This is a genomic window from Streptomyces sp. CGMCC 4.7035, from assembly GCF_031583065.1.
GTDB lineage: Bacteria > Actinomycetota > Actinomycetes > Streptomycetales > Streptomycetaceae > Streptomyces > Streptomyces yaanensis.
This window is the reverse complement of the sequence record NZ_CP134053.1, coordinates 3,942,591-3,962,545: the sequence shown is the minus strand read 5'-3', so window position 1 is coordinate 3,962,545 and position 19,955 is coordinate 3,942,591. Positions and strand designations below refer to the sequence as shown.

19 protein-coding genes and 1 pseudogene are annotated in these 19,955 nt (G+C 70.0%); 11 read left to right on the top strand and 9 right to left on the bottom strand.

The genetic code is table 11. The features are described 5' to 3' along the window. Positions 1 to 19: 19 nt before the first annotated feature. The 4 genes from crcB to Q2K21_RS16970 all read right to left on the bottom strand — a co-directional run bounded on the left by crcB (position 20) and on the right by Q2K21_RS16970 (position 5,611). Positions 20 to 496, bottom strand: coding sequence for a fluoride efflux transporter CrcB (crcB, locus tag Q2K21_RS16985; RefSeq protein ID WP_310771620.1), 477 nt, complete (start codon positions 494 to 496; stop codon positions 20 to 22). A gap of 183 nt (positions 497 to 679) precedes the next feature. Next, complete coding sequence (locus Q2K21_RS16980; protein WP_310771618.1) at positions 680 to 1,645, bottom strand: SMP-30/gluconolactonase/LRE family protein; 966 nt, start codon at positions 1,643 to 1,645, stop codon at positions 680 to 682. 135 nt (positions 1,646 to 1,780) lie between these two features. Further along, positions 1,781 to 3,340, bottom strand: a complete 1,560-nt coding sequence (locus Q2K21_RS16975; RefSeq protein WP_310771616.1) for a glycosyl hydrolase 53 family protein — start codon at positions 3,338 to 3,340, stop codon at positions 1,781 to 1,783. 249 nt (positions 3,341 to 3,589) lie between these two features. Next, entirely contained in the window at positions 3,590 to 5,611 is a 2,022-nt protein-coding gene (locus Q2K21_RS16970) for a beta-galactosidase (RefSeq protein WP_310771614.1), read from the bottom strand. A gap of 307 nt (positions 5,612 to 5,918) precedes the next feature. On the opposite strand from Q2K21_RS16970, the gene Q2K21_RS16965 reads away from it, so the two are divergent. The 7 genes from Q2K21_RS16965 (at position 5,919) to Q2K21_RS16935 (ending at position 11,717) form a co-directional block, all read left to right on the top strand. Then, on the top strand, positions 5,919 to 7,238 hold the full coding sequence (locus Q2K21_RS16965) for an ABC transporter substrate-binding protein (RefSeq protein WP_310771612.1): 1,320 nt from the start codon (positions 5,919 to 5,921) through the stop codon (positions 7,236 to 7,238). Then, a complete protein-coding gene (locus Q2K21_RS16960) occupies positions 7,235 to 8,209 on the top strand; it encodes a carbohydrate ABC transporter permease (protein ID WP_310771610.1) in 975 nt (324 codons plus the stop codon). The genes Q2K21_RS16965 and Q2K21_RS16960 overlap by 4 nt, the downstream gene beginning before the upstream one ends. Next, entirely contained in the window at positions 8,206 to 9,111 is a 906-nt protein-coding gene (locus Q2K21_RS16955) for a carbohydrate ABC transporter permease (protein WP_310771608.1), read from the top strand. Before Q2K21_RS16960 ends, Q2K21_RS16955 begins: the two co-directional genes overlap by 4 nt. Then, complete coding sequence (locus Q2K21_RS16950) at positions 9,108 to 10,139, top strand: LacI family DNA-binding transcriptional regulator (protein WP_310771606.1); 1,032 nt, start codon at positions 9,108 to 9,110, stop codon at positions 10,137 to 10,139. Before Q2K21_RS16955 ends, Q2K21_RS16950 begins: the two co-directional genes overlap by 4 nt. A 120-nt stretch (positions 10,140 to 10,259) precedes the next feature. After that, entirely contained in the window at positions 10,260 to 10,610 is a 351-nt protein-coding gene (locus Q2K21_RS16945; protein ID WP_310771604.1) for a VOC family protein, read from the top strand. Between the two features lie 76 nt (positions 10,611 to 10,686). Beyond that, positions 10,687 to 11,076: a MarR family winged helix-turn-helix transcriptional regulator gene (locus Q2K21_RS16940; protein WP_310771602.1), complete on the top strand. Its 390-nt coding sequence runs from the start codon at positions 10,687 to 10,689 to the stop codon at positions 11,074 to 11,076. A 170-nt stretch (positions 11,077 to 11,246) separates the two neighbouring features. Beyond that, the gene (locus Q2K21_RS16935) at positions 11,247 to 11,717 is read left to right on the top strand and encodes a hypothetical protein (RefSeq protein WP_310771601.1); all 471 of its coding nucleotides are present in this window, start codon (positions 11,247 to 11,249) and stop codon (positions 11,715 to 11,717) included. Here the strand turns inward: Q2K21_RS16935 and Q2K21_RS16930 are convergent. From Q2K21_RS16930 to Q2K21_RS16910, 5 genes are all read right to left on the bottom strand, one after another. Then, positions 11,712 to 12,655, bottom strand: a protein-coding gene (locus Q2K21_RS16930) for an IS5 family transposase (protein ID WP_386275582.1) whose coding sequence is annotated in 2 segments (ribosomal slippage) — positions 11,712 to 12,259 and positions 12,259 to 12,655 — 945 coding nt in all. Because the reading frame shifts where the segments join, the coding sequence is not laid out codon by codon here. The genes Q2K21_RS16935 and Q2K21_RS16930 overlap by 6 nt on opposite strands. A 671-nt stretch (positions 12,656 to 13,326) precedes the next feature. Then, positions 13,327 to 14,439, bottom strand: coding sequence for a hypothetical protein (locus Q2K21_RS16925; RefSeq protein WP_310771599.1), 1,113 nt, complete (start codon positions 14,437 to 14,439; stop codon positions 13,327 to 13,329). A 90-nt stretch (positions 14,440 to 14,529) separates the two neighbouring features. After that, positions 14,530 to 14,937 (bottom strand): SseB family protein, encoded by a 408-nt coding sequence (locus tag Q2K21_RS16920; RefSeq protein WP_310771598.1) that lies wholly within the window; start codon positions 14,935 to 14,937, stop codon positions 14,530 to 14,532. A 163-nt stretch (positions 14,938 to 15,100) separates the two neighbouring features. Further along, positions 15,101 to 15,676, bottom strand: a complete 576-nt coding sequence (locus Q2K21_RS16915; protein ID WP_310771596.1) for a cysteine hydrolase family protein — start codon at positions 15,674 to 15,676, stop codon at positions 15,101 to 15,103. Then, positions 15,673 to 17,178 (bottom strand): purine-cytosine permease family protein, encoded by a 1,506-nt coding sequence (locus Q2K21_RS16910; protein ID WP_310771594.1) that lies wholly within the window; start codon positions 17,176 to 17,178, stop codon positions 15,673 to 15,675. The genes Q2K21_RS16915 and Q2K21_RS16910 overlap by 4 nt, the downstream gene beginning before the upstream one ends. Before the next feature lie 587 nt (positions 17,179 to 17,765). Between Q2K21_RS16910 and Q2K21_RS35795 the strand changes: the two genes are divergently transcribed. The 4 genes and pseudogenes from Q2K21_RS35795 to Q2K21_RS16895 all read left to right on the top strand — a co-directional run bounded on the left by Q2K21_RS35795 (position 17,766) and on the right by Q2K21_RS16895 (position 19,876). Then, positions 17,766 to 18,077, top strand: a complete 312-nt coding sequence (locus Q2K21_RS35795) for a hypothetical protein (RefSeq protein WP_386275578.1) — start codon at positions 17,766 to 17,768, stop codon at positions 18,075 to 18,077. Next, entirely contained in the window at positions 18,019 to 18,234 is a 216-nt protein-coding gene (locus tag Q2K21_RS35790; RefSeq protein WP_386275860.1) for a hypothetical protein, read from the top strand. The genes Q2K21_RS35795 and Q2K21_RS35790 overlap by 59 nt, the downstream gene beginning before the upstream one ends. After that, positions 18,213 to 18,583, top strand: a pseudogene (locus Q2K21_RS16900) (respiratory nitrate reductase subunit gamma); the annotation flags it as partial. The gene Q2K21_RS35790 and the pseudogene Q2K21_RS16900, both read left to right, overlap by 22 nt. A gap of 153 nt (positions 18,584 to 18,736) precedes the next feature. Then, the gene (locus tag Q2K21_RS16895) at positions 18,737 to 19,876 is read left to right on the top strand and encodes an ABC transporter substrate-binding protein (protein ID WP_310771592.1); all 1,140 of its coding nucleotides are present in this window, start codon (positions 18,737 to 18,739) and stop codon (positions 19,874 to 19,876) included. Positions 19,877 to 19,955 lie beyond the last annotated feature (79 nt).

Sequence of the window (19,955 nt, the reverse complement as noted above, 5' to 3'; positions counted from 1 at the left end):
CGCCGCTCCGGTGTCTCGTTCATCGTTGCCGCCACGCCAGGGCACGACGGGCGGCCGTCATCGCGAGCCACACCGCCGCGAGGGCGCCGAGCAGGGTCGCGAACAGGTAGACGAGCGCGGTGCGGGGGTGGCCCGCGTCGACCAGCCGCTGGATGTCGACGGCGTACGTCGAGAAGGTGGTGAAGCCGCCCAGCACACCGGTGCCGAAGAAGGGGCGCACCAGCCGGTGGGCCGCCCACACCTCGGTGATCACGACCATGAACACGCCGATCACGGCGCAGCCCAGGAGGTTGACCCAGAAGATGGTCCAGGGGAAGCCGCCGGTCTGCGCGGGCCACAGCAGCGAGGCGCCGTATCGGGCGATGGCGCCGAGGGCGCCACCGAGGGCGACGACCGCCACGACGGGGCCCTGCCCCTGCCAGGGCGACGGGCGCCGGGCGGGCCTGGGCGCGGCGACGCTCGTCTCGTCGACGCTCTTGGGACGTGGGACTCTCATGGACGTGCTTCTCCTACTCGCCGGGGCCCTGGCCCTGCCGGACGGGCGCGCTCGAGCGCAAGTAGGGACCGTTGGCGGCGGCGCTGCCGCGGTTCGGGTACGGCGGGCCCCACCGCCGTGCCGCAGGACATGATCGCGGCAGAGGAACAGGGTAACGCCGGCCGGAGTGACCGCGCACCCGGATCAGTCGCTGCCCGCGGGCAGCTCGCACACGGCGACGCCCCGCTCCCACAGGCTCCCCAGGATCAGCCGGCCCTCGGCGACACAGGCGCTGGTGACCATCCGGAAGCCCGACCGGCGGCGGAGCAGGTGTCGGCGGATACGGCCCTCGTCATCGACCGCGAGGACGCCGGCCATGGCCGCCGGGCGGTACGGGGCGCGCACCACGACGCGGGCCGCGGCGCGGCGCACGGGCGGGGCGGCGCGGTGCAGCAGATCCAGCGGGGGGACACGCGGTCCGGCCAGGGCCACCCAGATGGGCCCGTCGGGCCCGGCGCGCCAGAGGTTGTCGGGCATGCCCGGGAGGTCCTCGGTGAAGGGCTCGGCCCGGCCCGCCCGCGGACCGGCCAGCCAGTATCGGGTCAGGCGGCGGGCTCCGGTCTCGGCGACGACAAGGAAGGACTCGTCCTTGCTCGCGACGAGGCCGTTGGCGAAACGCAGCCCCTCCAGAAGCACTTCAGGGCGGTCGGCGCCGGGCGCGAGCCGCAGCAGCCGTCCCGTTCCGCTGTGCTCGACCACGTCGCCGATCCACTGGTCCAGCGGGTACCGGCGGCTGGACACGGTGAAGTGGACCGTTCCGTCGGAGAGGGCGACGGCATTGCTGCAGAACCGCAGCGGCTCCCCCGCCACCGAGTCGGCGAGGATGCGTACGGTGCCGTCGTCGAGCGCGATCCGCAGCAGTCCACGGAGTGCGTCGCACACCAGCAGAGCACCGTCCGGGAGGAGTTCCAGACCGAGAGGCCGGCCACCCGTCTCGGCGAGCACCTCGACACGGATACGGGCCGGGTCGGCGAGGCCGTCGAGACGCAGAATGCGGCCGTCCTCCACACCCGTAAGCACGCGGCCGCGCGCGTCGGCGACCACGTCCTCGGGGCCGCGGCCGCCGATCGTGACGTAGTGGCGTGGGACGAGAGCCGTTGGACGGTCCATGTGCGCCTGCCCTTCGCTGCCTCGGACATCTCATACTGTCAGGCGCGTACCCATGGAAACCCTTGGCCACCAGCCCTTCTCGGACATGCGTGAGGCCCGGCCGTGCGAGCGGCCGGGCCTGGTGCTCCGGGTGGTTCAGCGGTGGCTGAACCAGCTCATCGAGGACAGCGCCTTGTCGTCGAAGCCGAACAGGGCCTGGTTCTCCCAGCCGTTGCCGGAGGAGGCGTCGGTCGGGTCCCAGCCGTTGTCGGTGACCGCGGTCCAGGTGGCTTCCCAGTAGAAGACGCCGAGACCGCGGCCGCCCGGGACGGCCTCCACGATGCTCGCCACGTCGTTCATCCACTTCGTCTGCCCGGCCGTGGTCGCGGGGTAGCCGGAGACCAGCTCGCCGGTGGTGTCGATCTGGTTGACGAGCGAGTCGTCGCTGTCGAGGCGGAAGGGGTAGGCCGTCTCGGCGACGAAGACCGGCTTGCCGTAGCGGGAGGCCGCGTCGTCCAGGGTGGTCTGGAAGTCGTAGAGCGAGCCGTGCCAGTAGCCGTAGTACGACAGGCCGATCGCATCGAACTTGATGCCGCCCGCGACCGCGTTGTCGAACCACCAGCGGGTGCCGGACAGGTCACCGCCCTTGGCGAGGTGCAGCGCGACGACCGTGGACGAGTTGACCGCCTTGACGGCGTCGTAGCCCGAGTTGATCAACCCGGCGAGCTGCGTCCAGTTGTCCGTGGATCCCTCGGACCACAGCATGCCGCCGTTGATCTCGTTGCCGACCTGGACCATGTCGGCCGTGGTGCCCTGTGCCTTGAGCGCGTTGAGCACGTCGTACGTGTGGTTGTAGACGTCCGTCTTCAGTTGGCTGTACGAGTGCCCGGCCCAGGCGGCCGGCTTGCTCTGGGCACCCGGGTCGGCCCAGGTGTCCGAGTAGTGGAAGTCGACCAGCAGCTTCATGCCGGCCGCCTTGATGCGCTTGGCCATGGCCAGCACGCGCGTCTTGTTGTTGTAGCCGTCGGCCGGATTGACCCAGACCTTCAGGCGGGCGTAGTTCATGCCGGCGTTCTTCAGGATGGTGACCGCGTCGCCGGTGGTGCCGGAGCTGGTCCTGTAGACGCCGCCGAAGGCCTCGCTCTTGGCGAGGGAGGAGATGTCTGCGCCGTGGATCGACGTGCCCGTCGTGCCCGACGTGAAGGTCAGGTCGTCGACGTTGATCCAGTTGCCCGCGTTCGCGTCACTGTTGATGCTGATCGTGCACTGGTTGTTCGTCACGTTGATCGGCGTGACGATACGGATCCATCCGCTCGCCGACACCGGCAGGTCGGTGCGCTGCTCCGCGCTGCCGCAGTTCTTGAGGGCGATGTACGCGGAGTTCTGGCCGCCGCCGGAGCGGACCCAGGCGGTCAGCGTGTAGTTCCCGTTGGTCAGCCCCGACAGGTACTGGTACGTCTCCACCTTGTACGCGGAGGACGAGTAGTGCGTCAGGCGGTAACTGCCGCCGTGGCCACCGGACTCGGTGTACGAGGCGCCGGTGTCGCCGTACTCCGACCAGCCGGCCGGCGTCCCGGTGCCGGTGCCGTCCGACTCGAAGCCGCCATTGGTGAGCGTCGAGGCGGAGTGCGCGGCCGTGACGGGCAGCGTGGTGAGGGCGAGGCCTGCGAAGAGCGGTATCAGCAGGGTCCTCAAAGAGCGTCTCGCGTGGAACATCGTCGTCCCTTCGACGAAGGCGGGGACCTCTTGGAGTGGGGGGACGGGCGGCGCCGAACCCGAAGGTCTGACCACGGCGCCGCCCGGACCGGCCGGAGGTCCCCCAGGAAGTCCGGCCGGGGTTGGAGGGGGGATGAGCCGCAACAGCGAGTGATCCGAAGGAGCACCGTCACGCGCCGGTGGGCGCATATCGATACGGCGGCGCCCCGGAGGCGAACCGAGCCCCAGAGGGCTGTGCGGCTTCCCGGCTCAGTCGTCGAGTCGTACGACCCTGACGGCGCCCGCGGGCACGCCCAGGTGCCCTGCGGCGCGTTCCCCGGTGAGCAGCTCGGTGCCGTGCGTCTGAAGCGGCACCTTGGCGTCGAGCGCGGAGTGGTTGATCGCGAAGAGGAACGTGCCCGACTCGCCTGTGCGGCGCACCACTTCGACATCGCGCGGAAGGTCGGCGCGCGGTGTGATCCCGGCGTCGTCGGCGGCCCAGCCCAGCAGGGCGTCCAGGCCGTGCACGTCGAGGCGGGTGGAGACGTACCAGGCGGAGCCCTCGCCGAGCCGGTGCCGGGTGATGGCGGGGTGGCCGGCGGCGAGCCCGTCGGCGTACGTCCACACGGTCTCGGCGCCGCGCGGGACGACGAACTCGGTCCACACATCGCCGCTCAGCTCCGAGCCGTCGGGGCCGGCGAGGCGGACCTGCTCACCCTGCAGCAGCGGTGAGAACTCCTCCACGGTCAGGCCGAGGACGTCGCGCAGGGCGCCCGGGTAGGGGCCTTCGTGGACGGCGTCGTGCTCGTCGACGATGCCGGAGAAGTACGAGACGACGAGGGTGCCGCCGTTCTCGACGTACTCCTTGAGGTTGTTCCCGGCCGCCTCCGTCATCAGGTACAGCGCGGGAACGACGACAAGGGGATAGGACGACAAGTCGGCTTGCGGGTGCGAGAAGTCGACGGTGAGGTGGCGGTCGTAGAGGGCCTCGTAGAAGGTGTCGGCGCGCTCGCGCGGGTCGTGGTCCTCGCTGGGGCGCCACTGGAGGTTCTGCGCCCACCAGGACTGCCAGTCCCACAGGACGGCCACGTCGGCCCGGGTGCGGGTGCCGCGGATGGCGTTCAGGGAGTCGAGGGAGGAGCCGAGTTCGACGACCTCGCGCCACACCCGGGTGTCCGTGCCGCCGTGCGGAAGCATCGCCGAGTGGAACTTCTCGGCGCCGCGCCGGGACTGCCGCCACTGGAAGAACATGGCGCCCTCGGAGCCGCGGGCCACGTGCGCCAGGGAGTTGCGGGCCATCTGGCCTGGAGCCTTGGCCGGGTTGCGGGGCTGCCAGTTGACGCCCGAGGTGGAGTGTTCGAGCAGCAGCCAGGGGGCGCCGCCGGCGACGGACCGGGTGAGGTCGGCGGCCATGGCCAGATTGACGTGGGTGCGGCGGCCGTCGGTGATCAGGTAGTGGTCGTTGGTGACGAGGTCGGCCTCGCGGCCCCAGGCCCAGTAGTCGATCGAGTCGCACTGGCTGAGCGCGGTCATGAAGTTGGTCGTGACGGGGTTGCCGGGCGACAGGCGGTGCAGGATGTCCCGTTCCATCCGGAAGTTCTCGCGGATGGTGGCGTCGGCGAACCGCTTGTAGTCCAGTGCCTGGGCGGGGTTGCCGACCGTGGGCGTGAGGCGCGGCGGGTTGATCTGGCCGAAGTCGGTGTAGCGCTGGCCCCAGAAGGCCGTGCCCCAGGCCTCGTTCAGGGCCTCGACCGTGCCGTAGGTGTTCGCGAGCCAGCGGCGGAAGTGCGCGGCGCAGGACTCGCAGTAGCAGGCCGAGACGGGGACGCCGTACTCGTTGTGCACGTGCCACATCGCGAGCGCCGGGTGGTCGCCGTACCGCTCGGCGAGCTGCGTGGTGATGTTCGCCGCGGCCGCCCGGTAGTCGGCGTTGCTGTGGCAGATCGCGCCACGGGAGCCGAACTCGTAGCGGGTGCCGTCGGCGGTCACGGGCAGGGCGTCCGGGTGCTGCCGGTAGAACCAGGCGGGCGGCGCCACCGTGGGCGTGCCCAGGTCGACGCGGATGCCGTTCTCGTGCAGCAGGTCCAGGAGGCGGTCCAGCCAGCCGAAGTCGAACTCCCCCGGTGCGGGTTCGAGCAGCGCCCAGGAGAAGATCCCGACGCTCACCATCGTGACGCCCGCCTCGCGCATGAGCCGCACGTCCTCGTGCCAGACGCTTTCCGGCCACTGCTCGGGGTTGTAGTCCCCGCCGAAGGCGAGCCTGGTGAGGCCCGTGGGGGTGGTGTCCGGCATTGGGTTCTCCCGGTGGTCGATCATTTGGGAACGTGCACACACATGGTCAGCGGCGCGATCCCTACATAACCGCACAGCAACAACCATTGACAAGTGTCCTGGATGTTTCTCTACTGTGAACGCTCACAGAACCACCGCGAGTAAGCCGCACAGGCGCGCCGGTGTCAAAGGCGCGAGCGCGCGGAGGCCCGAAGGGCCGAGCACGGTCGCGATCCGGACACCGGCTGAAGCGCCCGTGGGCGAACCGCGCAGGGAACACGGCAGGTCTTCGCAGCAGGCGGAGACCCAGGTCAGGGGAGAACGATCCATGCCCAACACGAAGCACCGACGCCTCGTGGCTACCGCTGTCGCCGTCACGCTCGGCGCCACCGCGCTCGCCGCCTGCGGCTCGTCCGACGACGACAGCGACGCCCAGTCCGGGCCCGTCTCGCTGACGTACTGGACCTGGACCCCGGGCATGGACAAGGTCGTCGACCTGTGGAACAAGGGGCCGGGCAAGCAGCAGCAGATCACGGTCACCGCGAAGAAGCAGGCCTCCGGCGACACGCTGGTCACCAAGATCCTCACCGCCCACAAGGCCAAGAAGGGTCCCGACCTGGTGCAGGCCGAGTACCAGGCGCTGCCCACGCTGGTCAGCAATGACGCGCTCGCCGACATCTCGAAGGAGACCACCGGCGCGAAGGACAAGTTCGCGGAGGGCGTCTGGCAGCAGACCACGCTCGGCTCGGACGCGGTCTACGCGATACCCCAGGACATCGGGCCGATGATGTTCTACTACCGCACCGACCTGTTCAAGCAGTACGGCCTGAAGGCCCCCACGACCTGGGACGAGTTCGCGCAGACCGCCCGCGACCTGAAGAAGAAGGCCCCGGACAAGGCCCTGACCACCTTCTCGGCCAACGACTCCGGGCTCTTCGCCGGTCTCGCCCAGCAGGCCGGCGCCAAGTGGTGGACGACCTCCGGCCAGAAGTGGAAGGTCGGCATCGACGACGCCGCGACGGAGAAGGTCGCCAAGTTCTGGGGCGGCCTCGTCAAGGAGGGCGCGATCGACAACCAGCCCATGTACACCCCGGCCTGGAACAAGGCACTGAACACCGGCAAGCAGATCGCCTGGGTCAGCGCCGTGTGGGCGCCGGGCACGCTGAACACCGCCGCCCCCGACACCAAGGGCAAGTGGGCGATGGCTCCGCTGCCGCAGTGGTCGAACAGCGACGACGTCACCGGCAGCTGGGGCGGCTCGTCGACCGCCGTCACCACCGACTCCCAGCACAAGGAAGCCGCGGCGAAGTTCGCTACCTGGCTGAACACCGACCCCGCGGCGCTGACCGCGCTCGCGAAGGAGGGCGGCATCTACCCCGCCGCCACCACCGCGCAGATGAGTGACGCGTTCGCCGAGCCGCCGGCCTTCTTCTCCAACCAGGCGGACTTCTACACGACGGCCGCGCGGATCGCGAAGACCACGGCACCCTCGGCGTGGGGCCCGAACGTGAACGTGGCGTACACGTCCTTCAAGGACGCGTTCGGCGCGGCCGCCAAGAACAAGTCGGACTTCGTGGCCGCCCTCAAGACCATGCAGGACGCCACGGTCGCCGACATGAAGAAGCAGGGCTTCGAGGTCGCTCAGTGACCAGCGCACGTCAGAAGTCGTACGGGGTCAAGGCGGCCCCGTATGCCCACCCGTCTCCCACCACCGCCCTCAAAGGAGCGCTCCGCGCGCCCTACTTCTTCCTTGTTCCCGCAAGCGTTCTCTTCGCCCTGTTCTTCGTGCTGCCCATCGGCTACGCGGTCTGGCTGAGCCTCCACAAGGTGCGCATCTCCGGCCTCGGCCTGGGATCGGGGGCGCGGAAAGAGGTCTGGGCGGGCCTGGAGAACTACACCGACGCCTTCAAGGACTCCGAGCTGCTGCACGGTGCGCTGCGCGTGCTGGGCTACGGCGCCATTGTGGTCCCCGTGATGCTGGGGCTGGCGCTGCTCTTCGCACTGATGCTGGACACCGACCGGGTGCGTCTCGCGCCGTTCAGCCGGCTCTCGATCTTCCTGCCGTACGCCGTCCCCGGTGTCGTCTCGGCGACGCTGTGGGGCTTCCTGTACCTGCCGGACGTCAGCCCGTTCTACTTCGTCCTCGGCAAGCTGGGGCTGCCGGAGCCGAACCTGCTCGACGGCGGTCCGCTGTACCTGGCCCTGTCGAACATCGCGGTCTGGGGCGGTACCGGCTTCAACATGATCGTCATCTACACCTCGCTGCAGGCCATCCCCGCCGAGGTGTACGAGGCGGCGAAGCTCGACGGCGCCACCCCGCTGCAGATCGCACTGAAGATCAAGATCCCGATGGTGGCTCCCTCGCTGGTGCTGACCTTCTTCTTCTCGATCATCGCGACGCTCCAGGTGTTCAGCGAGCCGACACTCCTCAAGCCCCTCACCAACTCCGTCTCCACAACCTGGAGTCCGCTGATGAAGGTGTACCGGGACGCCTTCGGCACGGGCGACGTCTACGCGGCCGCCGCTGAGGCCGTGATCATCGCCCTCGTCACGTTCGTCCTGTCCTTCGGCTTCCTGCGGGCCGCGAACTCCGGTACCAAGCAGGGGGAAGCACGATGAGTTCTCTTGCCATCCGCAAGTCCGCGCCGGCCGCCGGCACCACCCCCGGCACGGCACAGGGTCCGCCGCTGCGCCGCCGGATCTCCCTCGTCCCGACGGTCACCCTGCTGGCCGGCGCGATCTACTGCCTGCTGCCGGTGGCCTGGGTGGTGATCGCGTCCACCAAGTCCGGCAAGGAACTGTTCTCCACCTTCACGTTCTGGCCGGGCACGGGCTTCGCGGACAACCTGAAGGACCTGAACGCCTACCGCGACGGCATCTACTGGACGTGGATGGGCAACTCGGCCCTCTACGCCGGTCTCGGTGCCCTCCTGTCGACGACCGTCTCGGCGATCAGCGGCTACGCCCTCGCGGTCTACCGCTTCAAGGGCCGCGAGACGATCTTCAACGTCCTGCTGGCGGGTGTGCTGATGCCGCCCGTGATCCTCGCCATCCCGCAGTACCTCCTGCTGGCGAAGGCCAACATGACGGACTCGTACGTGTCCGTGTTCCTGCCCCAGATCCTGTCGCCGTACGGCGTCTACCTCGCCCGTATCTACGCGAGCGCCGCCGTGCCCGCCGACGTCGTCGAGGCCGGGCGGATGGACGGCGCGAGCGAGTGGCGGATCTTCACCCGGATCGCGTTGCCGATGATGGTGCCCGGTCTGGTGACCGTGTTCCTGTTCCAGTTCGTGGCGGTGTGGAACAACTTCCTGCTGCCGTACATCATGCTCAGCGACGACGAGAAGTTCCCGATCACACTGGGCCTGCAGACCCTGCTGGAGCAGGGCGCGAACACCCCGGCGCTCTACACCCTGGTGATCACGGGCGCGTTCCTGGCGATCATCCCGCTGATCGCCCTTTTCCTGGTCATCCAGCGCTTCTGGAGCCTCGATCTGCTCTCCGGGGCCGTAAAGTCATGACCATGGGCAATCCGGGGGGCCGGCGCAAACCGCCGACGATCCACGACGTCGCGCGCGAGGCGGGTGTCTCACGCGGCACCGTCTCGCGCGTGCTCAACGGCGGGCACTACGTCAGCCCCGCGGCGCAGGAGGCGGTCAACGCCGCCATACGCAGGACGGGGTACGTCGTGAACCGGCACGCCCGCTCCCTGATCACCGGCCGTTCGGACTCGATCGGCTTCCTGCTGACCGAACCGCAGGAGAGGTTCTTCGAGGACCCCAACTTCAACGTCCTGCTGCGCGGTTGCACGCAGGCGCTGGCCGCGCACGACATCCCTCTCCTGCTGATGCTCGCCGGCACGCAGGACGAACGGCGACGGATCACGCGGTACATCACCGCCGGCCACGTCGACGGAGTGCTGCTGGTCTCCAGCCACTCCGGCGACCCGGTCGCCGAGGAGCTGCGCGAGGCGGGCGTTCCGCTGGTCGCGTGCGGCAAGCCCATCGGTCTGGGCGCCAAGGTGAGCTATGTGGCGGCGGACGACCGGGACGGCGCCCGGGACATGGTGCGTCATCTGCTGTCGCAGGGGCGGCGGCGGATCGGTGTGGTCACGGGTCCGCTGGACACCCCGGGCGGTGTGGAGCGTCTCGCGGGCTACAGGGAGGTGCTCGCCGAGGCGGGCATCGAGTTCGACGACAAGCTCGTCGTGCCCGGCGACTACAGCCGCGCCAGCGGTGACGCGGGCGCCGAGCGGCTCCTGGCGCAGACACCGGACATGGACGCGGTGTTCGTGGCGTCCGACCTGATGGCGCAGGGCGTGCTCACCGCGCTCCAGCGGGCCGGGCGCAGGGTCCCGGAGGACGTCGCGGTGGGCGGCTTCGACGACTCCCCCGCGGCGACGGCGGTCAGCCCCGAACTCACCACGATCCGCCAGCCGTGGGACCGGATCAGCAACGAGATGGTACGGATGCTGCTGGCCCAGATCGGCGGCGAGGACCCGGCGGCGGTGATCCTGCCGACGGAGCTGGTGAAGCGCGAATCCACGTGACCGTGCCCGCCTCCGGGCCGGGCGACCGATCAGTTTTCGAGAAGCCGTCGCGCGCTCCCCCGCCTTAGCGTGAAACCACCGACGAACGACGTCGGCCCACCTATCGCGGAGGAGTACGCCATGACCGCCGGCCTCAAGACGATCATCTACCCCGTCAAGGATCTCGCCCAGGCGAAGTCCCTGTTCAGCGCGCTGCTGGAAGTGGAGCCGTACGCGGACGAGCCGTACTACGTCGGGTTCAAGGACGCGGGGCAGGACGTCGGCCTCGACCCCAACGGGCACGCCAAGGGGATGACCGGTCCGGTGCCGTACTGGCACGTGTCCGACATCAGGGCGCGCCTCGCGGCCCTGCTGGAGGCAGGGGCCGAGCTGCTCCAGGACGTCCAGGACGTCGGCGGCGGAAGGCTGATCGCCTCGGTGAAGGACGCGGACGGGAACCTCGTGGGACTCCTCCAGGATCAGCCCGCGTAGGTCTCCGGGCACCACTTCCTTGCACACGCACTAGTTGCATGGTAAATAAACGCGCGTTGTCTGTTACCGTGCGGATATGGCAGCGAAATCGGCCGGTCCCCGGCTCGAGGAACAGTGGCGGGACATCCTGTCGGTGCACGCCCGCACCATGTGCGAGATCGACCGTGTGCTGCACCCGTACGGGCTCGGCGCCAGTGACTTCGAGGTGCTCGACATCCTCGCCACCGAGGCGCCCGCGCGCGGTGACCAGTGCCGGGTGCAGAACATCGCGGGACGCGTCCATCTGAGCCAGAGCGCCCTGTCCCGGCTGATCGGCCGGCTGGAGAAGGACGGCCTGGTGCTGCGCTCGGTATGCGAGGAGGACCGGCGCGGGGTGTGGGTCGCCCTGACCGAGAAGGGCCGCGAGCTGCATTCCGAGGTGCAGCCGCTGCAACGCGAGGTCCTGGCCCGTACCTTGAACGGCTGAAGCCCGCGCCCACGGCAGGGCGGCTCGTGCAGGACACGTCACCGACCGCCGCCTCGCCGACCGCGCTCGCCTGCCCGCCGAAGGGTCGGCACCTAGGAGCTGTCCGGCCGATCATGGGTCGGTGCGCACGGTCGGCGGTAGTTGTCTGCGCGGTCCCATAACCTGCGTCCATGACCACCGATGAGTACCTCGCGACGATTGACGCGTTGGTTGTGCAGCCGTTCCCGGAGGTGACCTATGTCGACGCCTGCGGGGGCGGTGGACCAGAGCATCATGTGCGCGAACTGCAGGTCAGTCGGGACTTCTGGGATGACGACGACGGGCAGGCCTGGGTTGAGGCCGAAGCTGACCTGCAGGCCTGCCTCGACGACCTGGCAGCACGCCTGACGACTCGGTGGGGCAATGCGTTCGTCGTGGACCTCGGGCCGTATTTGAGTGCCGGTTGCGAGGGAGTGCCGGTGTCCGAGCCGCTCGATTACCTCAGCCAACAGGCCGTAAGCATGCAGGTGTGGCCGCTCCCCGACAGCGGTCGTTGGCTCGCGCTGGCGGTCGGCCAGGCCGACAAGGAACTGCCACTCATCCTGTTTGCCGCGGTCGGCCAGGCCTCCGCACTCGACTTGAACACGAGTGGCCGGTCATGAGCGGAGCCACACGATGACAGCTGCAGCTGAGACAGTGCCGAGGAACACGTAGCCGCGCTTGTCATACCGCGTAGCCACCGCACGGAAGTTCTTGAGCCTGTTGACGGCCCGTTCGACGGTGTTGCGCTTCTTGTACCGCTTCTGGTCGAACCCAGGCGGACGTCCGCCTCGTGATCCTTTGCGCAGGCGGGAGGCGCGACTGTCGGCCTTCTCCGGGATCGTGTGCCGGATGCCGCGCCGCCGCAGGTATTGACGGCAGGGGCCATTGCTGTAGCCCTTGTCTGCTGCGACGCTGTCCGGCTTCTTGCGTGGCCTGCCCGACCCGGACCGGGGGACCCGGATCTTCTCCAGCACCTGCACGAACTGGGTGCAGTCGGCTCGCTGCCCCGGTGTGACGATCAGAGACAACGGGCGGCAGCGGCCGTCCGCGCTTAGGTGGATCTTGCTGGTGAAGCCACCGCGCGAACGCCCCAGGCCCTCGCCTCCCGCACCACCTCCACCAGCCGGTCGATGAGGCTTTGCCACGGAGTTTCGTCCTGGTGTTCCAGCGCCTCGCCCCCCTTTGGGGCGGCAAAAGCCGGCGGCGGGCCGGTGCGGGCGCCGGCCGCGTGCTGGTGCGCGCGCACGATGGTGGAATCCACCGAGACATCCCAGTCAATCGCGCCCACCGCATCGGCCTCAGCCTGGACCTGCTGCAGCAGCCATTCCCAGGTGCCGTCCGCAGACCAGAGCCGATGGCGCTCGTAGACCGTTTTCCACGGCCCGAACCGCTCCGGCAGATCACGCCAGTGCACCCCGGTGCGCACCCGGTGCAAAATCCCGTCGATCACCTGCCGGTGGTCGCGCCACCGCCCGCACCGACCATTGCTGACGGGCAGGAACGGCCGCAGCCGTTCCCACTCCGCGTCCGACAGATCACCGCGTCCACCCCGCCCCATGCACGGGACAACGATCCGACCAGGCGACAGTCACATGATCGGCCGGACAGCTCCTAGTGCCCCGGCAGGCAACGTTTGCCCGTCAAGGAGCGGCGTCCGGTGCGTGCTCTGGGGGTACCCCCTGCTCGTAGAGCTTGGGGGAGTGCCGGACGGAAGCCCTCGTACTGGATGTACTTGGGCTTTCGGCCGGTGCGGCGAGTGGGGGTCCCCCTGCTCGAAGAGCTTGGGGGAGCGTGCCGGGCGTCGCGACGGGGCGAACGTTGCCTGTTGGGGCACTAGACATCGGCACCGGGCTGCCCACCTCGCAGCCCGGCTGCGTCGAGTCGTGGCGCCACCACTGACTGGCGGCTCACCACGGTTGTCTGCGTCGCGCCCGACGCGACGCAGACGTGACCGCGATCGCCGAATCGCCCAATCGCCCAATCGCCGGGCTGGACGACCGTACGATCCATGATCGTCTCGGCCGCCGACCGCCCCCTCGCCGCCGCCACTGCGCCTGCGGAGTTGGGCTCCCTTGGTGCGGCACGGGCGCTTGATGTCGGTCGCGGCCAGCGGCGTACTGGCCCCACACGCAGGTCCACGTGCGAGAAGCCGCACCGGCGGCCGCACGCGGCGGGCGGCCCCGGAGCCGCCCTCCTCCGCGTCGGGCGCTTGGCCGAGGATCGGCCGGGCTACCCCGCCTGCGCGGGCGGTTCCGGTCGGCTCCCTCCGGGTCGCCGGTCCATCGGGCGCCGTGGCGGGATCGGGGTGGCGACGAAGTCGCGCGGGCCGCTCCACAGGGCGGGTACGGCGTCGGAGCGGCGGCACAGCTCGTACGCGGCCGCCTCGTAGTTGACCCGCCAGCCGTGGAAGTGCGGCCAGGCCTCGCGCGCCGTCCGCTGGGCCGGGAATCCCGCCGCCACCACCATCGCCACGGCCGAGTCGAACTCCGGGAAGGTGAGCTGGATCGGACTGTCCGGGGCCGGGTCCGTGTCGACCGAGAAGCGCTGCGAGCGGGCGATATCACGCAGGGCGGTGAAGCCGGCCCGGATCACCAGCCGAGCCTCCGGCGGGGCGGCCCGCGGCGCGAGCGCGAGCTGCATGGCGGCGGCGTCCATGACGGCGAGCAGCCCGACCAGCCAGTTCCGGTAGGGGCCCGGCGAGCGGAACGCGGTCAGCACCGGGTAGGTGGAATGGCTCTCGCCGATGTCCGCGGCCAGCCGCTCCCAGGCGCGGTAGAGCTCGGGCAGCGCGGTCTCGGTGTCGACGAGCCACTGGCGGGCCAGGATCTCCGGCCCCCAGGCAGGTTCGCCGGCCCGGGACTGGAGCAGGGTCACCTCCAGTTCGCGGCGGCTGTACGCGGCGTACAGGGTGGGCAGGTAAGCGATCTGCAAAGCGATGACGACGGGCCCGGTGGTCGCCGCAAGGAAGTCGACCGCGGACAGGCGCGGCCGCTGCCCGCTGGCGAAACCGAGCGTGAACAGGCTGGATCCCGCCTCGCGGAACGAGTTGCCCCAGCTCAGCGAGGACAGGGCGTGCAGCAGCAGCCCGTACCCCACGAACGCCCCGCCGAGCCAGGTCGCGAGCATGCCCATCAGGATCAGCGAGCCGAGCCAGGTCTGCGCCCGGTCGATGGCCTGGTAGCCACCGCGGAAGGCGGCCAGCCGCAGCACGCGGCGCAGCGTCCACCACAGCCGGTACACCAGCCCGGAGTAGAGGCCGCGCGGTACCACCAGGGTGCGCAGGATGCTGGCGAGGACGGCGCCGAGGAGCACTGCGCCGAACACGCCGGAGATCCATTTCATGCGGTCATTGTGGACCGCGCTCCAGTCCGCCTCGGCGCGACAGCTCCCGTACGACGTCGAAGGCGGCCTCGACCCGGCTCCTTTCCCGCGTCACCCCTGCGGACGGGCCAGCAGCGTGCGGACGCCCTCGGAGTTGAGTGTCAGGCCGTGCGGCGAGGCCGCGTCGATGGTGAGCGTGAGGTCACCGGTGGGCCACTGGGAGGCGAGCGCGCCGAGCGGCACGAGCCGGTAGCGCGAGATGAACGGCAACAGGTCGGCCATCTCGTTCTCCGAGGTGAACACGGGCACGGTCTGCTCGCCGTCCGGCTGTTCCAGGACGGGCAGCGCCACCGTGTCGGGGCTGGTGGCTTCCTCCTCGCTGACGTCGTCCGGCACGGGGACCAGCACGTCGCTCCCGGCCAGTGTGTCCAGCGCCGACGAGTCCCCGGCGTCCACCGCGAGGGTGTCGAGTGCCGCCTGGGCCGCGGTCGGGTGGTGGATGTTCTTGGGTGTGTTCATGGCATATCCCCAGGTAGTAGCCGGCGGGGCAGCCCGGAACCACAAGCTCCGGACGGGTTCCCGTCGCGTACCCACCGGGGGCCGGGCCATGCCTGCCGTCAGCGGATCAGCGGATCAGCGGGATGTCCTCGGCCCGGCCGGTCCGCCGCGTGGCCGGGAACAGTCACCCGCCCGGTGCCACAGGCGCCCGGGGCTCCCCGAGCAGTTCGGCCACGGTGACCACGCGGATCAGCGGGCGGTAGAGGTCCAGCACGGCCAGCGCCCTGTCGTGCGCGGCGTCGTCGGCGCCCGCGCAGGCGTCGGCGACCACCAGGACCTCCACTCCGGCGTCCGCGGCGGCGAGGGCCGTGGACAGCACGCAGCAGTCGGTGCTGACTCCCGTCAGGACCAGGCGGCCGTCCGGTCCCACGCGCTCGGCCAGCTCGGGTGTCCACTTGCCGAACGTGGTGGCGTCCAGCACGTGCCGTGCCCGGTCCGCGAAGTGATCGGTCAGCCGCCACAGCGGGGCGTCCGGCGGCCGCAGCGCGAAGGACCACTGCTCGTAGTACGCCCGCCAGGCGCCGACGGGTTTCCGCGGTGCCAGGAAGCGGGTGAAGGTGACGCGTTCGCCGAAGGCCGGCAGCAGTCGTCGTACACCTGCCGCGGCTTCCTCGAAACGAGGGGCGGCCCAGGGACTGTCGGGTTCGGCGAAGACGCGTTGCATGTCGATGACGGCGAGCAGGTCGGTGGTGGCGATCAAGCGATCGGCACCCCCTCGTTCGCCGTCGGGCTCGTGACCTCCCGCTCCTGCCCGCGTACGCGCCCGCGGCCCAGGGCCAGGGTGCCCAGGAAACCCACCGCCAGAGCGCCCAGGACGCCGAGGTTGGCGTACGCCCAGGCGCCCGACTTGCCGCCGAGGCCGAACGGACCGAGGAGATACCCCTGCCACTCCAGCCAGCTCGCGGCGGTGTTCGTGACCAGGCCCCAGCCGATCGCCGTGGCGGCGAGGGTGAGGAGCAGGGGCGTGAGCGGTATGTCGCCGTACCGGCCGTGCGGGCGGTAGAGGTCGCCCTCGTCGTAGTCGCGGCGGCGCAGGGCCAGGTCGGCGAGCATGATGCCGCACCAGGCCGCGATGGGAACCCCGAGCGTCGTCAGGAAGCCCATGAACTGGCCGAGGAAATCGTCGGCGAAGAAGACGATGTAGACCGAGCCCGCGATCATCAGGACACCGTCGACGAGCGCGGCCAGATACCGGGGCACGCGCAGCCCCGCGGACAGCAGGGCGAGACCGGAGGAGTAGATGTCCAGCACGGCCCCGCCGACCAGGCCCAGGACCGCGACCACGGCGAACGGGACCAGGAACCAGGTCGGCAGGATCGTCGTCAGCGCGCCGATCGGATCGGCGGCGACGGCCTTGTCGAGCGTGCTCGACGAGCCGGCGAGCAGCAGTCCGAAGACCAGCAGGAGCAGGGGCGCCACCGACGCGCCGAAGGTGGTCCAGCCGATCACGCCCCGGCCGGACGAACCCCGCGGCAGATAGCGGGAGTAGTCCGCGGCGGCATTGACCCAGCCGAGGCCGAAGCCGGTCATCATGAAGACCAGCGCGCCGATGAACTCCTGGGCCGAGCCTGCCGGAACGGCGCGGACCGTGTCCCAGTGGATGTGGTCGGCGACGAGCGCGATGTAGACGACGGTGAGCACGCCCGTGACCGCGGTGATCACGGTCTGCAGCCGCATGATCAGGTCGAAGCCCATGACGCCGCCGACCACGGTCAGCGCGCCGACCAGCACCAGGGCCACCACCTTGGTCTCGGTGCCGCCGCCCCAGCCGAGCCGTCCGAAGACGGTCGCGGTGGCCATGGTGGCGAGTGCGGTCAGGACGGTCTCCCAGCCGACGGTGAGGACCCAGGAGATCACCGACGGGAGTCTGTTGCCGCGCACGCCGTACGCGGCGCGGCTGAGCACCATCGTGGGTGCGGAGCCGCGCTTGCCCGCGACCGCGATGAAACCGCAGAGCAGGAAGGAGAAGACGATCCCGATCACTCCGGCGACCAGCGCCTGCCAGAAGGAGATCCCGAAACCCAGGGCGAAGGCGCCGTAGCTCAGTCCGAGGATGGAGACGTTCGCCCCGAACCAGGGCCAGAACAACGTCCGCGGAGTGCCCTTGCGCTCGGCGTCGCCGATCACGTCGAGCCCGTGCACCTCCAGCTGGAGCTGCCGGCCCGCGGATCTGTTGTCGGGGGAATCCAGGGCGTCCGCCATCGTCGACCTACCTGTCCAGACGTGTTCGGTGGAGGCTAGGTGGCCGGAAATGAGGCGTCAAGGGCGTGGCAAAAAACCACCGCACTGCGCATTTCTCCCCGCTCACCAGGGAAATCATCAGCCATGTCCTACGATCCATGCGCGCCGGGAAGCACGGAAACCCCTCCGTCGAACGCCTTCATGCCCGTACGACCGTGCTGGATGTGCGATGTGATCGAGTCGGTAGCCCATGCGGCCTGGCGCGGAGAGGACGGACTGACGTTGCGCGACTGGCTGTCGGTGACGGCCAGTGGAATGCGGCACCGCATGGACGATCACGGCCTCCACCCGGCCGTCATGACGTCGGGCGCCCCACTTCATTGACGTGATGGTCCTCACACCGGCCCCAGGCCGAGTCCCGCGTCCCTGGCCAGGGCCACGGCCTCCGTCGTTCCCGGTCCGTCAGCTGCGGAAAGGACACGGCACTCGGCACGGCCCCGGCGAGGGTGACCCGCTGAGGGTTGACGCGCGGACTCACACTGGGGCTGAGACGGACGCCGAGCCCCAGTGACCGGCTTCGGGTACGGCTGGTTCAGTGCGGCCGCACGGTGACCACGCCGCGCGAGACGGCGTGGCGCACTCCGGTGGTGGTGAAGGCCAGAGCGGCGGTTGCGGCAAGTCCGAGAAGGACCAGGCCGATTCCGTACGAGCCGTATGCGCCGTGGAGCGGCCGTGGACGCGGCGGGCGGCGACCAGGACGACCCGACCACGTCTTCGCCGCCGTCACCCGGCTGCACATACCGCTGGAGTACCTGGCGGAACTGTCCACCGCCGGGGACTGCGAGGTGGTCGCCGGAGCTCATGAAACTCACGGCGCTGCGCTCGTACATGCGCGAACGCACGCTCGGCGAGGACGGTGACGAGGCGTGCTCAAGGCAAGAGGCCGAGGCCCGCACTCTGCTGCTGCGGATGTGCTCGCTGCTGCTCCAGTACCCGGACACCGAACTCACCGCCGCCAAAGCGGTGTTGACCGCCACCGTCGAGGCGCTGTCGCCCTCGCCGACCGCCGACTGCTGACGCGGACGATCCGGCTCGGCACCGACCGCAGCGACAAGGTGCTCTTCCCGCTCCTGGCGGCCACCGTGCTCCTCGGCATCAGCGCCACCACCGCCCACAACGTGTTCGGCCCCAGCTACGGCTACCGCGAGACCATCTCCGTCTGGTTCCGCGGCGTCTTCACCCTCCGGCCCCACCCCGGGGCGATCTCCGACGCCCCCTGCTCTTCCGACTCCACGCCCTCACCGCCTGCCTCCTCTTCGCGGCCTGGCCCTTCACCCGCCTCGTCCACGTCTGGAGCGCCCCCATCGGCTACCTCGCCCGCCCCTACCTGGTCTACCGGCGCCGGACGAGCCCCCAGGGCGGATAGGCGTTCAACCGTTCGGTTGAACGCCGCTTACAACTCGAGCACCTGCCTCGCTCCGTCGGGCTGACGCGAGGAGTTGCCGGCGCAACCAGAATGGACACCGCCCATGGCGCCGGGGCCCATGTACGTCACCCCCATCAGAGAGGTCTCCGCAGCGTGTCCAGCTTCCTCAGCAGACGACGTGTTCTCGCCACCGGCGCCGGTGCCGCCTTCGGTCTCGGCGCGCTCGGTGCGAACGCGACCCCGGCAGCCGCCTCCCCCGCCACGTCCCGCAGCACCGCCGGGGCCGAGGAGACCAGGACGCTCGACGAGCTGTACGAGGCCGCCCTCGCGGAAGGCGGCAAGCTCGTCATCTACGCCGGCGGCGACACCCCGACCCAGCAGGACGGCACCAAGGCGGCCTTCCTGAAGCGCTTCCCCGACATCGACCTGACGCTCATCGTCGACTACAGCAAGTACCACGACGTCCGCGTGGACAACCAGTTCGCGACCGGCACCCTCGTCCCCGACGTCGTACAGTTGCAGACTCTCCAGGACTTCACGCGCTGGAAGGAGCAGGGCCGGCTGCTGCGCTACAAGCCAGCCGGGTTCTCTCAGGTCCACGACGGCTTCAAGGACCCGCAGGGCGCCTGGGTCGCCATCGCGGCGATCGCCTTCAGCTTCATGTACGGCGTCGCGGCGGTCGGTTCGGACGCGCCGCACAGCCCGCTCGATCTGGTCGACCCGAAGTGGAAGGGGAAGATCGCCTCGTCGTACCCGCACGACGACGACGCGGTCCTCTACCTCTACTCGCTGTACGCCCAGCGGTACGGCTGGGACTGGGTGGCCGCTCTCGCCGCCCAGGACGTGCGGTTCGCGCGGGGCAGCAACTCCCCCGGCGAAGCGGTCCGCGGCGGGCAGAAGGCGATCGGCGTCGGCGGTTCGGGCTCACCTCTCACGTCGACACCCGTGAAGTGGGTCCTTCCCGACGGCCACCCGTTCATGGCCTGGGGCCAGCGCGCCGCGATCCTCAAGCAGGCCGCCAACCCCACCGCGGCCAAGCTCTACCTCAACTGGCAGCTGTCACTCTCCCAGCAGCAGGCGTCCTTCAACGGCTGGTCCGTGCGCACCGACGTCACTCCTCCGGCGGGCCTGAAGCCCATCTGGGAGTACCCCGACGCTCACGTCGACGGGTTTCCCCGTTTCATGGCCGACCGCGCGGCGGTGGAGCGCTGGAAGCAGACCTTCGCCCTGTACTTCGGCGAGGTGAAGGGCGACCCCACGCCCGGCCGGCTCGGCCTGCACCCGGGCGCGTAGCCGCCGAAGGGGCTGCCGGCCCCACTCCCCCTCCCGGCCGGCGGCCCCGCTCTTCACATGGGTCATACAGACCGCGGAT